Origin of the sequence: Streptosporangium sp. NPDC002524, from assembly GCF_040295985.1 — a bacterium.
Classification (GTDB): Bacteria; Actinomycetota; Actinomycetes; order Streptosporangiales; family Streptosporangiaceae; genus Streptosporangium.
This window is the reverse complement of the sequence record NZ_JBEOWK010000004.1, coordinates 386,601-398,855: the sequence shown is the minus strand read 5'-3', so window position 1 is coordinate 398,855 and position 12,255 is coordinate 386,601. Positions and strand designations below refer to the sequence as shown.

Sequence of the window (12,255 nt, the reverse complement as noted above, 5' to 3'; positions counted from 1 at the left end):
CGTCCGGACGCGTGATCCGATACGTGATCGGGCACGCGGTCAGGCACGTCACTGGCCCCATGGCCGGACGCGTGGCCGGACGCGTGGCCGGACGCGTGGCCGGACGCGTGGCCGGACGCACGATCGGCCCCGGGCACGGCGGTCGCGAAGGCGCGGGCGAGGTCGGCGTCGCGGCGCCGCCGGTAGGCGTCCTCGGTGAGTGCGTCCGGGCGCAGCGCGCGGACACGTTCGTCGACGTCGTTCAAGGCTGCTCCTGCAGGGTGGTGGGGGTGAGGTCGAGTGCCTGGGACAGGCGGCGGCGGGCGCGGTACAGGCGGACGGTGAAGGCCCGGGCCGAGCATCCGGCGAGCTTGGCGGCGTCGGCCGGGGCCAGGCCGTACCAGCTGGCCAGGATCACCGCCTCGGCGTCCGGCTCGGACAGCCCGGCGAGCGCCGCGAGGGCCGCCTCGCGCTCGGCGACCTGCTCGGCGACCCGTTCGGTCACGTCGCCCGCCGAGGACAGTTCCGCCAGCCGTTCCACCAGCGCCTGCCGTCGCAGCCCGGAACGCCGCTGCCCGCGCAGCAGGTTGCGGGCGACGCCGAGCAGCCAGGGCAGCGGCGTCTCCGGCAGCCGTTCCAGCTGCCGCCAGGCGATCAGGAACGTCTCGCTCGCGATGTCCTCGGCCGCCTGCCGCTCCGCGCGCAGCAGCGTGTACCCGAGCACGCTGCGGTAGTGCCGGTCGTACAGCGCGGTGAATCGCGCTTCTGGATCATCCACACCAAGGAGTGCCTTTCCCGGCCCCCCGATCACCGGCCGGGAAGAAAAAGTTATCCGGTTCGCCCCGTTTCCTCACCCCACCACCCGCCCCGGCCGGTCCGGGCCCTCTCCCATCTCCCCCGTCCGGTCCGGCCGGTCCCTCTCACCCTCTGGTCCGGCCGTCCCGCCCGGCGCCTCCGTCACCCGGTACGGCGTCCTGCCCCGGGCCGCCGCCGTACCGGCTCTCAGTCCGGCCTGGGGGCCGGGTTGGCGGTGACGGAACGCAGGAGCGGAGCACTCGCCGCTCCCGCGCCGATCACCCCGGCGAATCCGAGCGCGACGCAGACCAGCAGGATGACCGCGCCCGTGACGTTCATCGCGACGGCGGCGAACGGCAGGGCGCAGAAGGCTCCGGCCGCGATGGTGCCGCCTCCCATGACCGTCAGCGGTATGAGGGTCTCCGCCCGCCGGGCCGCGTCCAGGACCTCCAGCGGCGTACCGGCCAGGCGGAGCAGCGCGTACGTCTCCCTGCGGTCGAGGACCGAGGAGGCGGCGGTGATCCCGGCGCTGGCGATCGCCACCAGGAACGAGACCGCCAGCACGATGACCGTGCCCGTGCCGATGTCGCCGAGGACCTGGGCGGAGAGCCGGTCGTCGTCGGCGGCCGAGGTCGCCCCGTGCCCGGGCACAAGCCCCTCCAGGGCGGTACGCGCCCGGTCGACGGCCGCCATGTCCACCGGTTCCTCCGGAGCGGAACCGGTGGCGGCGGTGCCGGTGCCGCCCACGGAGATGGTGATCACCTTTTGACCGCCGCCGGTGCCGGTGCCGCCCTCTCGCCCGTTCTTCGATATGAGACCGACCACCGCCCGGACGTCCGCCGCGGACAGGCGCTCGCGCGCCTCGGCGGTGACCTCGGCCGCCCGCGCGGCGGGCACGGCCAGGCGCAGTTCCGCCCGCGGGCCCTCGAACACGACGTCACCCGGGGCGAGGAGACCGATGAACCCGGCCACGAACCCCGTCAGGGCCACGCCGCTCACCGTCCGCCAGGCGGACCTGGGGTCGTCGGTCAACCGGCGCCCGGCCAGCAGCCGGGCGGGGCTCCGGGCCGTGCGGGTGGTGATCCGGCCGATCAGCGCGACGACCCACGGACCGGCGAGGTTGACACACAGGAAGGCGCCGCCGACGGCCGCGGCGACCACCCCCACCCCGGCCCCGGAGCCGCGGCCGAGCAGGGGAACAGCCGCCAGGGCCGCGAGCAGCGCGACGACCCGGAGGAAGCGCATCGCCGGAGGGGTCTCCCGCCTGGCGACACCGAGCGGGCTCACCACCACGCGGCGCAGGCCGACCACGGCCGACACCCCGACGAGCAGCGGTACGGCCACCAGCACGGCGAGCGTGGGAAGCACCCCCGGCCACACGTCCGCGAGGAACCAGGGCCCTCCCTTGATCTCGATCCGGGCCAGCAGCGGGGTGAGCAGCCCGTACAGCGCCGTTCCCAGCACCGCGCCGCCGAACGCGGTGATCACCGCTTCCCAGACGGTCATGGCGACCACCTGGCCGGGGGAGGCGCCGACGAGCCGGAGCGCGGCCAGGCGCCGGTCCCTGCGGGCGACGGTCAGCCGGGCCGCCGCGCCGCCGAACACCAGCAGCGGTACGACCATGAGGACGCTCGCGATCAGCCCGAGCGCGCTGTAGCCAACCGCGTCCTCCGTCGTCCTCCCCGCGAAGCCGGAGATCCTGGTCGGTACGGCGCCGCCGCGCGAGTCGTCCGACGAGGTGGCTTTCATCACCGGCGAGTCCGCCGCCTGCCCGCGTACCACGACCAGCTCCCCCGGGTACACGAGCGCCTCGTCGCCGATCGTCCCGCCGCGTCTCCCCGGGAAGCGGGCGGCGAGCTGCGCGGCCGGGAGCTCGCTCGCGAGCTCGGCCAGCCCCGGGGAGAACCAGACCTCCCCGGGCGCGGGGAAGCGGTCCAGGCCGGGCGGCGGGGATGCCTGCGGGCCGAGCGCGGCGAGGTCCACGACCGTGATCCACCGGTCGCGCACGTAGTCCGTGCGGACGGCCTGGACCGCCACGGCCCCGCTCGCGGCCGGTACCGGGTTGCGCCACGCCTCCCGTCCCGCCCTGTCCTGGAAGCCGAGGTTGGCCACGACGGCGAAGAGCAGCAGCGCGGTGCAGACCGCCACCGCCGCCATGGTCAGCCCCGCCCCCAGCAGGCCGCGGCGGCCCCCGCCGCGCAGCAGCCGCCAGCTCAGGCCGAGCGGCCCGCTCACCGGTTCCCCCTGGGAGACGTCTCCACACCGGAAAACGCCTTCACGTCGGAAGACGTCTTCGCGTCGGGAAACGTCCGGGTCGCCGTCTCGGCGCCGTCACGCTCCCCGGCGTCCTCGTACGGCTCCCGCGTGCCGGGGCCGGGCAGGAGATGGCCGTCGCGGACCTCGACCACGCGGTCGCACCAGCGGGCGACCTGGGGATCGTGGGTGACGACGACCAGCGAGGCCCCGTTGTGCCGGGTGGCGCCGGTCAGCAGGCGCATCGTGTCGTGGCCGGTGCTCTGGTCGAGCGCCCCCGTCGGCTCGTCGGCGAAGACGACCGCGGGACGGGTGACGAGCGCGCGGGCGATCGCCACCCGCTGCGCCTGGCCTCCGGAGAGCTCCCCGGGGCGCCGCTCCTCCATCCCGCCCAGACCGAGCGGGCCGAACCACTCCCGCGCCTGTCTCACGGCGTCGGCCCGGGGAACGCCGCCGAGCATGAGCGGCAGCGCGACGTTCTCGTCGGCGGGGAGTTCCGGCAGGAGCTGGCCGAACTGGAACACGAAGCCGAACCGCGTGCGGCGCAGGGCACTGCGCTTCCGCTCCCCCAGCGTGTCGACGCGTTCGCCGAGCAGGCGCACCTCGCCCGCGTCCGGCCTCACGATCCCGGCCAGGCAATGGAGCAGCGTAGATTTCCCCGACCCGCTCGGGCCCATGATCGCCACGGCCTCGCCCGCGTGGACCGCCAGCCCGACACCGCCCAGCGCCACGGTCGTTCCGAAGCGCTTGACCAGCCCGGATCCCTCTAGGACAACATTCATGTCGAGCACTTTCCCGCGTGGGGAGCGGCGGCAGATCGACCGATCGTCTCCCCGCTCCCCACGCGGGATCGGCCGAAAGAACGATTCGCCGTCCTTCATCGGCACACCGGGGCGTTCGCCGTCGTTCACCGGCACATCGGCCGGATGCCCGATCCGGAACCGCCCGTGGGCTGGCACAATCCATCAGGTGACGATTCGGGTGCTCATCGCCGACGACCAGGAGCTGGTACGAACCGGGTTCCAGATGATTCTGGACGCCCAGGCGGACATGGAGGTCCTGGCGACGGCCGCCAACGGGGCCGAGGCCGTCGAGCTGGCGCGGAGGCTGCGGCCGGACGTGTGCCTGCTCGACATCCGGATGCCCAAGCTGGACGGCCTGGAGGCCACCCGCATCCTCGCGGGGCCGGGGGTGCAGGACCCGATGAAGGTGGTCATCGTCACCACCTTCGACCTCGACGAGTACGTCTACGGGGCGCTGCGCGCCGGAGCGACCGGTTTCCTGCTCAAGGACAGCGGGCCGACGCTGCTCATCGAGGCGATCCGGGCCGCGGCGGCCGGCGACGCGCTGGTGTCGCCGTCGGTGACCGTACGCCTGCTCGAACACCTCTCCCACCCCCGGACCGGTGCCGTCCGGCCGCCCAGCGAGCCCCTCACCGAGCGCGAGCTGGACGTCGTGCGCCTGGTGGCGAGGGGGCGGACCAACCAGGAGGTGGCCGCCGAGCTGTTCGTCTCGCTGTCGACCGTGAAGACGCACCTGGGGAGCATCCACACGAAGCTGGGCGCCAGGAACCGGGTGGAGACCGCCGCGTGGGCGTGGGAGTCCGGCATCGTCAGCTGAGCGGGACGTTTGGGCTGATTAGCGGGAGAGCTCACTGGATAGAAAGAGGGCAGGTCCTCGGCGCATGGCGGGGGGAGATATACATGCGCTCTATCCCATCTCTACAGAAAAGGTCGGCTTCTGCCGTCTATATGGCCCTCACCGCGCTGGTGGTCGCGATCGCCGCCCTGGCGGTGTTCGAACAGGCCCGTGGCCGGCGCCTCGTCATGGAGATATCCAGGCTCGGCGGTGACCCCAACGCCCCCGGCGCCGACGCGGTCTTCGGCGCGGTCACCGTCTTCGCCATCCTGATCATGTTCTTCGCGGCGACCGCGATCGCCGCCGTCGCCGCGTACCTGAACTGGCTGCTCCGTGCCCGGCAGGGCGCCGACCTGCCCGCGGTGGCGCCGGTCCTGGTGAGCTGGTTCGTGCCGGTGGTCAACCTGGTCGCGCCCGTCGTGCTGGCCGACCGGCTGTGGTGGGCCTCGGGCCCGCCGCTGGACCGCCGCCTCCGCTGGACGGCGCTGCTCACCGCCTGGTGGCTGAGCTGGCTCGTCGCGTTCGCGCTGCTGCTGGCCCGGCTGTGGCCGGGGGCCTCCCAGGGGAGCACGAACCTGACCGGTCTCGGGCTGACCGAGCTGGTCGCCGTCACGGTCGCGTCCCTGCTGTGCGCGGCGACCGTGCGGCAGATCACCGGCATCCAGGCCGCGGGTGCCAGGCACCGGCGGCAGGCCGGCGCGGAGCACCACCTCCCGCCGCCTCCGGCGGAGGCGGTCCCGCACCTGCTCGTGAGGAACACCCCTCTCCTCTCGCCCGCCTTCCCGGAGACCTCCTCACGGGAGAGCTCTTCACGGGAGACCTCCTCGCGGGAGACCACTTCGCGAGACGCTTCCTCGCGAGAGGCTTCCTCACGGGAGACCCCTTCGCGGGAGGTTTCCTCGCGGGAGGCCTTCTCAAGGGAGACTCCCGCACGGGACTCTCTCTCGCGGGAAGCTCTCTCACGGGATGGTGTCTCGCGGGAAGCTCCCTCACGGGAGGCTCTCTCACCGGAGACTCTCTCGCCTGAGATGGCCGAGCGGGACCGGCCCCAGGAGGTCCACCCCGCCGGGCAGTGAACGAAGGCCGCCCCGGCCCGCCGGAAGGGAGGCGGGCCGGGGCGGAGGCATGTCCGGGGCGGAGGCATGTCCGGGCGGGGACGTCAGTCCCATGCTCTGATCAGCAGCCAGCCCTCGCCCGCGGTGTCGAACCGGAGCTCGTAGGTCCCGGCCCGGTCGCCCGCGGCGGCCTCGATCCGCCAGAACCGGCGCTCGCCGGGATCGCTGTCGGAGATCTTCCACCACTCCCGCGCGACGACCCAGTGGTCGAGGACGCGGCGGACGGTGTGGAGGCGGTCGCGCCAGACGAACTGGACGGGCTGCCCGTCGCGGATCCACACCTCGATGGGGTCGCCGTAAAGTCTGCTCAAGACGCCTCTCCCGGGCTTTCGGACGAGCACCCGGGGGAAGGCGGGCCTGGCGTATCGAACATACGTTCTTATGGGGCTGGGCGCAAGTCCCCCATCTGCCGTACGAGCGGGTTGGCGTCCACCGAGTTGCGGATGCTGAAGGTCACGCTGCCCGCGCGGTGGCGGTCGTCGGACCACTCGACGGGCCGTCCCTCGTGGGTGGTGGTGACGCGGCGCTGGCGCAGCAGCGGGCTGCCCCTGCGCACGGCGAGCAGCCTGGCGTCCTGGACGCCCGCGGCCACCGCGTCGATGAGGTGCTCGCCGTAGGCGAAGACGAGGCCGACGCTGTCGTACAGCGCCTGGGTGACCGACTCGCAGTCGGGTTCGATGCGCTCGACGGCCGGGGCGATCCACCCGGCGTAGACGGTGCGCTCCAGCATCACCGGCTCGCCCTCCAGGGAGCGCAGCCGCAGCACGGAGAGCACCGGGTCACCCGGCTGGAGCGCGAGCCGTACGGCCTCGGTGGTGTCGGCGCCCCGGTGGCGCTGTTGCAGCACCTGCCCGCTGACCCGGTAGCCCATCGCCCGCGCCCACTGGGCGAAGCTGTGCAGCTCGGCGAAGCTCTGGCTGCGCTCGCGGCCGAGCACGATGCGCCTCGCCCCCTGCCGGGAGCCGACCAGGCCCTCGGTGGCGAGTACGGCGACCGCCTGGCGGATCGTGCCGCGCGAGGCGGCGAAGCGGGTGGCCAGCTCGGCCTCCGAGGGCAGCTGGGCGCCCACGGGGTGCTCGCCTCTCATGATCGCGTCGCGCAGTTCCTCCGCGATACCCATGTAACGGGCCGTCATGCCCGCGCCCCTTCCGGCGTACCCGCGAACGCCCGCGTCCCCGCGAGAACCCGCATCCTGTCCGGACGCCCCGCGAAAACCCGCACCCTCTCCAGGCGGCCCGCGAACGTCCGCGTCCCGTCCCGCGTGCCCGTGAACTCCTGGGCACCTCTCCGCGCATCCGCGCACACCCGGTGACCGCGCAATCTCGCCTCGTCTCTCAAGCCGCCCTCACATCCGGCCCGGCGCGCGTCCGCGGGATCCCTCGCTGCGCGCACCTGGCGGCCGGCTCAGCCCCACCCTAAACAAGCATTAATGGGGCACATAGCCCGGGTTCGCGCATTTCACCGCCGTACTTCGTCCGTTCACCAAACAGCAACTGATTCACGACAGACGAGGTCTAGCTTGTTTGTACAAGTTCGTCTACTTTCGTGAAATATTGCGCGACACCCCCTTGGGAGACACAGTGATCGCATCCCGAGTTCGCTTTGCAGGCCTGGCGGCCTTCCTCCTGGTCGGCACCGCCGCGTGCGGTGCCGCTCCCGGTACGGCGGCGCCGTCCGCGGGCGCCTCCGGCGGAGGTTCCGCGGCCGGAGTGGACGCCAGGACCGCCACCTCCGCGGCCGACTTCGGCGGGCTGGACAAGCTCGTCGAGGCCGCCAAGAAGGAGGGCAAGCTCCACGTCATCGCCCTCCCGCCCGACTGGGCCAACTACGGAAAGATCATCGAAGCCTTCAAGGCGAAGTACGGCATCGAGATCGAGAGCGAGACCCCCGACGCCGCCAGCGCCGACGAGATCAACGCGGTGAAGACCCGCAAGGGCCAGGACCGCGCCCCCGACGTGCTCGACCTCGGCCAGTCCTTCGCGATCAGCGGTGCCGCCGAGGGCCTCTTCGCGCCGTACAAGGTCGAGACCTGGGACAAGATCCCCGAGAACCAGAAGGAGGCGAGCGGCCTCTGGTTCAACGACTACGGCGGCTACGTCTCCATCGGCTGCGACGCCAAGAAGATCGCCAAGTGCCCGGAGACCTACGCCGACCTGCTCAAGCCCGAGTACAAGGGCAAGGTCGCCATGAACGGCAACCCGACCAAGTCGGGCTCGGCGTTCGCGGGCGTGTACGCGGCGGCCCTCGCCAACGGCGGCTCCTTCGACGACATCCAGCCCGGCCTGGACTTCTTCAAGAAGCTGAAGGACGCCGGGAACTTCAACCCCGTCGAGACCACCCCGGCCACCATCGAGAAGGGCGAGACCCAGATCAGCATCGACTGGGACTACAACAACGCCGCCTACGCCCCCAAGATGGCCGAGAAGGGCCTCGACTGGAAGACCGTCATCCCCAGCGACGGCAAGTACTTCCAGCTCTACGCCCAGGCCATCAACAAGGACGCCCCGCACCCGGCCGCCGCGCGCCTGTGGCAGGAGTTCCTCTACAGCCCCGAGGGCCAGAACCTCTACCTCGGCGGTTTCGCCCGCCCGGTGCTGCTGCCCGCGATGAAGTCCGACGGCACGGTCGACGCCGCCGCCGAGGCCAACCTCCCGCCGGTCGAGGGTGAGCCCACCTTCCCGACGGAGGAGCAGGTCAACAAGGCCAAGGAGGTCCTGGCCGGAGGCTGGGGCGCCGCGGTCTCGGGATGACCGTCCCCGCCGTCACGGCCGCCGCCCCGCGCGGCGGCGGCCGTCCTCGCTCCAAGAACTGGCTGGGAGCCCTGCCGCTGCTGGTCGTGACGGCGGTGGCCTTCGGGATCCCGGCGCTCACGCTGCTGGCCGGCGCGTTCACCGTGAAGGACCCGGCGACCAAGGTGTCCTCCTTCGGCACCGCCAACCTGTCCAGGAGCCTCCAGGGCCCCTACCTGAACGCCCTGCTCAGCAGCGTCCAGCTGTCGGCCGTGGTGGCGGTCGCCGCCGCGGTCGCCGGGACGTTCCTCGCCCAGGCCGTGATCACCTCCCGGTTCACGGCGCTGCGCGAGGCCGTGCTCACCTTCTCCGGCGTGCTGTCCAACTTCGGCGGCGTGCCGCTCGCCTTCATCTGGATCGCCACCCTGGGCAACTCGGGGGTGATCACCACCGCGCTGGGCCTCGGCCCGGGGGTGCTGTACAACTTCTGGGGCCTCGCCCTGGTCTACATGTACTTCTCGGTGCCGCTGATGGTGCTCGTCGTGACCCCGGCGCTGGACGGCCTGCGCCCGCAGTGGCGGGAGGCCGCGCAGAACAACGGCGCCACCACCTGGCAGTTCTGGCGCTACGTCGGCATCCCGGTGCTGACCCCGGCCCTGCTCGGCGGCGTCGTCCTGCTGTTCGGCGGCGCGTTCGCCGCCTACGCCACCGCCTACGCCATGGTGGGCAGCACGGTCCCGCTGGTCACCCTGCAGATCGCCGAGGCCCTCACCGGGGACGTCCTCATCGGGTACGAGAACGTCGCGCTCGCGCTGAGCCTCGACATGATCGTCGTAGCGCTGCTGGTGATGGCGGTCTACCTGCCGCTGCAGAAGAGGAGCTCCCGATGGTTGCGGTAGCCACGCTGCCCGACGTCACCCCGGGTCCCGCCGCCACCGCCCGTCCCGGGCAGCGCCGGGCCTGGCGGGGGATCGTGCTGGTCGTCGCGGCGGTCTACTTCGTCGTGCCGATGGCGGTGTCCTTCTGGTTCACCGTCTACTCGGAGGGCCAGGGCTTCTCGCTCGCCGCCTACGGGCGGATCCTGTCGGCGCCCGGCTTCCTGCCCAGCCTGCTGCTCTCCCTCGCGCTCGCCGCCTGCACCATCGCCGCAGTGCTGCTGCTCACGCTTCCGGCGATGCTGGCCGTACGGCTCGGCGCGCCCCGGCTGCGGCCGGTGCTGGAGCTGATCTCCACGCTCCCGCTGGTCGTGCCGCCGATCACCTACGTGGTCGGCATCAGCACGGCGCTGCGCGAGGGCGTCGACGCGCTGGCCGCCACCCCGTTCTGGGCGACGCTGATCGCGATCCAGGACGAGAGGTTCCCGTTCGTCCTCGTGCTCGCGTACGTGATGCTGACGCTGCCGTTCGCCTACCGGTCGCTGGACGCCGGGCTGCGCGCGATCGACGTGCGGACGCTGGTGGAGGCGGCCCGCAACCTGGGCGCCTCGTGGCCGTACGTGCTGTTCCGGGTGATCATCCCCAACATCCGGTCCTCCATCGCGAGCGCCTCGTTCCTCACCCTCGCGCTGGTACTCGGCGAGTACACCGTCGCGGCCCTGCTCGGGTACGAGACGTTCCCCGTCTGGATCGTGACCATCTCCGGGAACGACGGGCAGCTCTCCGTCGCACTGTCGATCATCAGCCTGCTCCTCATCTGGCTGCTGCTGCTCACCCTCTCGGGTGCGGGAAGGAAACGTCGATGACCGTCGAGTTCCGGGGGCTGCGCCGCGCGTTCGGCCGCACGGTGGCCCTGGACGGCCTGGACCTCACCGTCGAACAGGGCGAGCTGATGGCCCTGCTCGGCCCCTCCGGCTGCGGGAAGACCACGGCGCTGCGCTGCGTCGCGGGCTTCGAGCACCCCGACGCCGGAGCCGTGCTCATAGACGGCAAGGACATCACCCGGGTCCCCGCCAACCGGCGTGACGCGGGCATGGTCTTCCAGTCCTACAGCCTGTTCCCCAACCTCAACGCCAGGGACAACGTGGCGTTCGGGCTGCGGGTGCGCAAGGTGCCGACCGCCAAACGGCACGCGCGGGCGGACGAGCTGCTGGAGCTGGTCGGCCTGCCGTCGCACGCCCAGCGCTACCCGCACGAGCTGTCCGGCGGCCAGCAGCAGCGCGTCGCCCTCGCCAGGGCGCTGGCGCTGGAGCCGCGCGTGCTGCTGCTCGACGAGCCGCTGTCCGCGCTGGACGCCAAGGTCCGCGTCTCGCTGCGCGAGGAGATCCGGCGGCTCCAGCTCGAACTGGGCATCACCACCATCTTCGTCACCCACGACCAGGAGGAGGCCCTGTCGGTCGCCGACAAGGTCGCGGTGCTGCGCGCGGGACGGCTGGAGCAGTGCGGCCCGCCCGCCGAGGTCTACGACCGGCCCGCCACCCCGTTCGTGGCGGAGTTCGTCGGCGCGATGAACCACGTCCCCGGCCGTCTGTCCGGCCAGGAGGTCACCGTCATGGGCGAGCTCATGCCGGTGGACGGCCCGCTGCCGTCCTCGCCCGACGTCGACGTGCTGGTACGCCCCGAGGCCGTGCTGGTCACGCCCTCCCCCGACGGGAAGGCCACGATCGTGGCGTCGTCCTTCCGCGGCTCCACCGCGCGGCTGCGGGTGCGGGTGGGCGAGCTGGAGGTCCTCAGCGACGTGCCGGGCCACGACGCGGTACGTCTGGCGCCGGGCACGCGGGTGGACGTCGCCCTCGTGCAGCGGCCCGTGCTCGTCGCGGCGCGCACCGCCCCCGCTCCCGCCCTCACCTCGGAGGACCCGGCGCCGGGGTCCCTGGAGTCCCCGGAGCCCTCGAAGTCCCCTGACTCCTCGAAGTCCTCGGAGTCCTCGAAGTCCTCGAAGGCGGCCGAGTCGGAGGACGTCGCGGGTGTCGGGTGAGCTCGGGGCCGTCCTGTTCGACATGGACGGCACGCTCGTGGACACCGAGGGCCTGTGGTGGCAGGCGTGCGTGGAGGTCGCCGCCGAGCTGGACCTGAAGCTGACGGAGGCCGACGCCGGTAACGTCCTCGGCCGCCTGGTCGAGGACGCGGCCGAATACCTCGCGCGCCGCGCACCCGTACCACCCGGGGCCGAACGGGCCGGGGCGGCGGAAGCCGAGGCGGAACGCGCCGGAGTCGCGAAGATCGAGGCCGGGGCGGAACGCGCCGAGGTGACGGGGACCGAGGTCGAGGCGGAACGTGCCGAGATGACGGAGATGGAGGCCGGGGCGGTACGTGCCAAGGTGACGGGGATCGAGGTCGAACGGGTCGGGGCACGGCTCACCGAGGCCTTCGCCGAGCGGGTCTCCCGCGGGGTGACCCCGCTGCCCGGCGCGATCCGGCTGCTGGACGACCTGGCGGCGGAGGGCGTGCCCACGGCGCTGGTCAGCGCCTCGCCGCGGCTCATCGTCGACATGGTGCTGCACACCGTCGGGGCGGAGCGGTTCGCCCTGGTCGTGGCCGCGGAGGACACCGCGCGCGGCAAGCCGCTGCCCGACCCGTACCTGCTGGCGGCCTCCGGGCTGGGCCTCGACCCCGCCGCCTGCGTGGCCGTGGAGGACAGCCCCACCGGGCTCGCGGCGGCCCGCGCGGCGGGGTGCCGGGTGGTGTCGGTCTCCGGCGACCCGGTGGCTGAGGACGTGCTGAGCGTGGACAGTCTGGAAAAAGTGGACCTGCCGCTGTTGCGACTGCTGGCGAGCGGCCGGAGATCGATAGGCTGAACCACTCATGTGA

At 72.6% G+C, this 12,255-nt stretch carries 13 protein-coding genes; 7 read left to right on the top strand and 6 right to left on the bottom strand.

The window, feature by feature from the left end; all coding sequences use genetic code 11:
• From ABT053_RS08895 to ABT053_RS08880, 4 genes are all read right to left on the bottom strand, one after another.
• Positions 1 to 245: hypothetical protein (locus ABT053_RS08895; protein WP_350968326.1), on the bottom strand; the 245-nt coding region annotated here is incomplete at its 3' end.
• Positions 242 to 757 (bottom strand): RNA polymerase sigma factor, encoded by a 516-nt coding sequence (locus tag ABT053_RS08890; RefSeq protein WP_350968325.1) that lies wholly within the window; start codon positions 755 to 757, stop codon positions 242 to 244. The genes ABT053_RS08890 and ABT053_RS08895, both read right to left, overlap by 4 nt.
• Before the next feature lie 224 nt (positions 758 to 981).
• Positions 982 to 3,009: an FtsX-like permease family protein gene (locus tag ABT053_RS08885; RefSeq protein ID WP_350968324.1), complete on the bottom strand. Its 2,028-nt coding sequence runs from the start codon at positions 3,007 to 3,009 to the stop codon at positions 982 to 984.
• Positions 3,006 to 3,809 carry an ABC transporter ATP-binding protein gene (locus ABT053_RS08880; protein ID WP_502991710.1) on the bottom strand — a complete coding sequence of 268 codons (804 nt, stop codon included), beginning with the start codon at positions 3,807 to 3,809 and terminating at the stop codon, positions 3,006 to 3,008. Before ABT053_RS08880 ends, ABT053_RS08885 begins: the two co-directional genes overlap by 4 nt.
• A 187-nt stretch (positions 3,810 to 3,996) precedes the next feature.
• Here ABT053_RS08880 and ABT053_RS08875 point away from each other — a divergent pair, with 187 nt between their 5' ends.
• The gene (locus ABT053_RS08875) at positions 3,997 to 4,647 is read left to right on the top strand and encodes a response regulator (protein ID WP_350968322.1); all 651 of its coding nucleotides are present in this window, start codon (positions 3,997 to 3,999) and stop codon (positions 4,645 to 4,647) included.
• A gap of 131 nt (positions 4,648 to 4,778) precedes the next feature.
• Positions 4,779 to 5,741 (top strand): DUF4328 domain-containing protein, encoded by a 963-nt coding sequence (locus tag ABT053_RS08870; protein ID WP_350968321.1) that lies wholly within the window; start codon positions 4,779 to 4,781, stop codon positions 5,739 to 5,741.
• 83 nt (positions 5,742 to 5,824) lie between these two features.
• On the opposite strand, the gene ABT053_RS08865 is transcribed toward ABT053_RS08870, so the two are convergent.
• Both ABT053_RS08865 and ABT053_RS08860 read right to left on the bottom strand, forming a co-directional pair.
• A complete protein-coding gene (locus ABT053_RS08865; RefSeq protein WP_350968320.1) occupies positions 5,825 to 6,091 on the bottom strand; it encodes a DUF6504 family protein in 267 nt (88 codons plus the stop codon).
• A gap of 68 nt (positions 6,092 to 6,159) precedes the next feature.
• Positions 6,160 to 6,915 carry a GntR family transcriptional regulator gene (locus ABT053_RS08860; protein ID WP_350968319.1) on the bottom strand — a complete coding sequence of 252 codons (756 nt, stop codon included), beginning with the start codon at positions 6,913 to 6,915 and terminating at the stop codon, positions 6,160 to 6,162.
• Between the two features lie 445 nt (positions 6,916 to 7,360).
• Here ABT053_RS08860 and ABT053_RS08855 point away from each other — a divergent pair, with 445 nt between their 5' ends.
• Genes ABT053_RS08855 through ABT053_RS08835 form a run of 5 tightly spaced genes read left to right on the top strand, consistent with a single transcriptional unit; the run spans position 7,361 to position 12,242 of the window.
• Positions 7,361 to 8,530: an ABC transporter substrate-binding protein gene (locus ABT053_RS08855; RefSeq protein ID WP_350968317.1), complete on the top strand. Its 1,170-nt coding sequence runs from the start codon at positions 7,361 to 7,363 to the stop codon at positions 8,528 to 8,530.
• Positions 8,527 to 9,408 carry an ABC transporter permease gene (locus ABT053_RS08850; RefSeq protein WP_350968316.1) on the top strand — a complete coding sequence of 294 codons (882 nt, stop codon included), beginning with the start codon at positions 8,527 to 8,529 and terminating at the stop codon, positions 9,406 to 9,408. The genes ABT053_RS08855 and ABT053_RS08850 overlap by 4 nt, the downstream gene beginning before the upstream one ends.
• Complete coding sequence (locus ABT053_RS08845; protein WP_350968315.1) at positions 9,396 to 10,250, top strand: ABC transporter permease; 855 nt, start codon at positions 9,396 to 9,398, stop codon at positions 10,248 to 10,250. Before ABT053_RS08850 ends, ABT053_RS08845 begins: the two co-directional genes overlap by 13 nt.
• A complete protein-coding gene (locus tag ABT053_RS08840) occupies positions 10,247 to 11,422 on the top strand; it encodes an ABC transporter ATP-binding protein (RefSeq protein WP_350968314.1) in 1,176 nt (391 codons plus the stop codon). Before ABT053_RS08845 ends, ABT053_RS08840 begins: the two co-directional genes overlap by 4 nt.
• Positions 11,412 to 12,242 carry an HAD family hydrolase gene (locus ABT053_RS08835; protein ID WP_350968313.1) on the top strand — a complete coding sequence of 277 codons (831 nt, stop codon included), beginning with the start codon at positions 11,412 to 11,414 and terminating at the stop codon, positions 12,240 to 12,242. Before ABT053_RS08840 ends, ABT053_RS08835 begins: the two co-directional genes overlap by 11 nt.
• Positions 12,243 to 12,255: the final 13 nt, after the last annotated feature.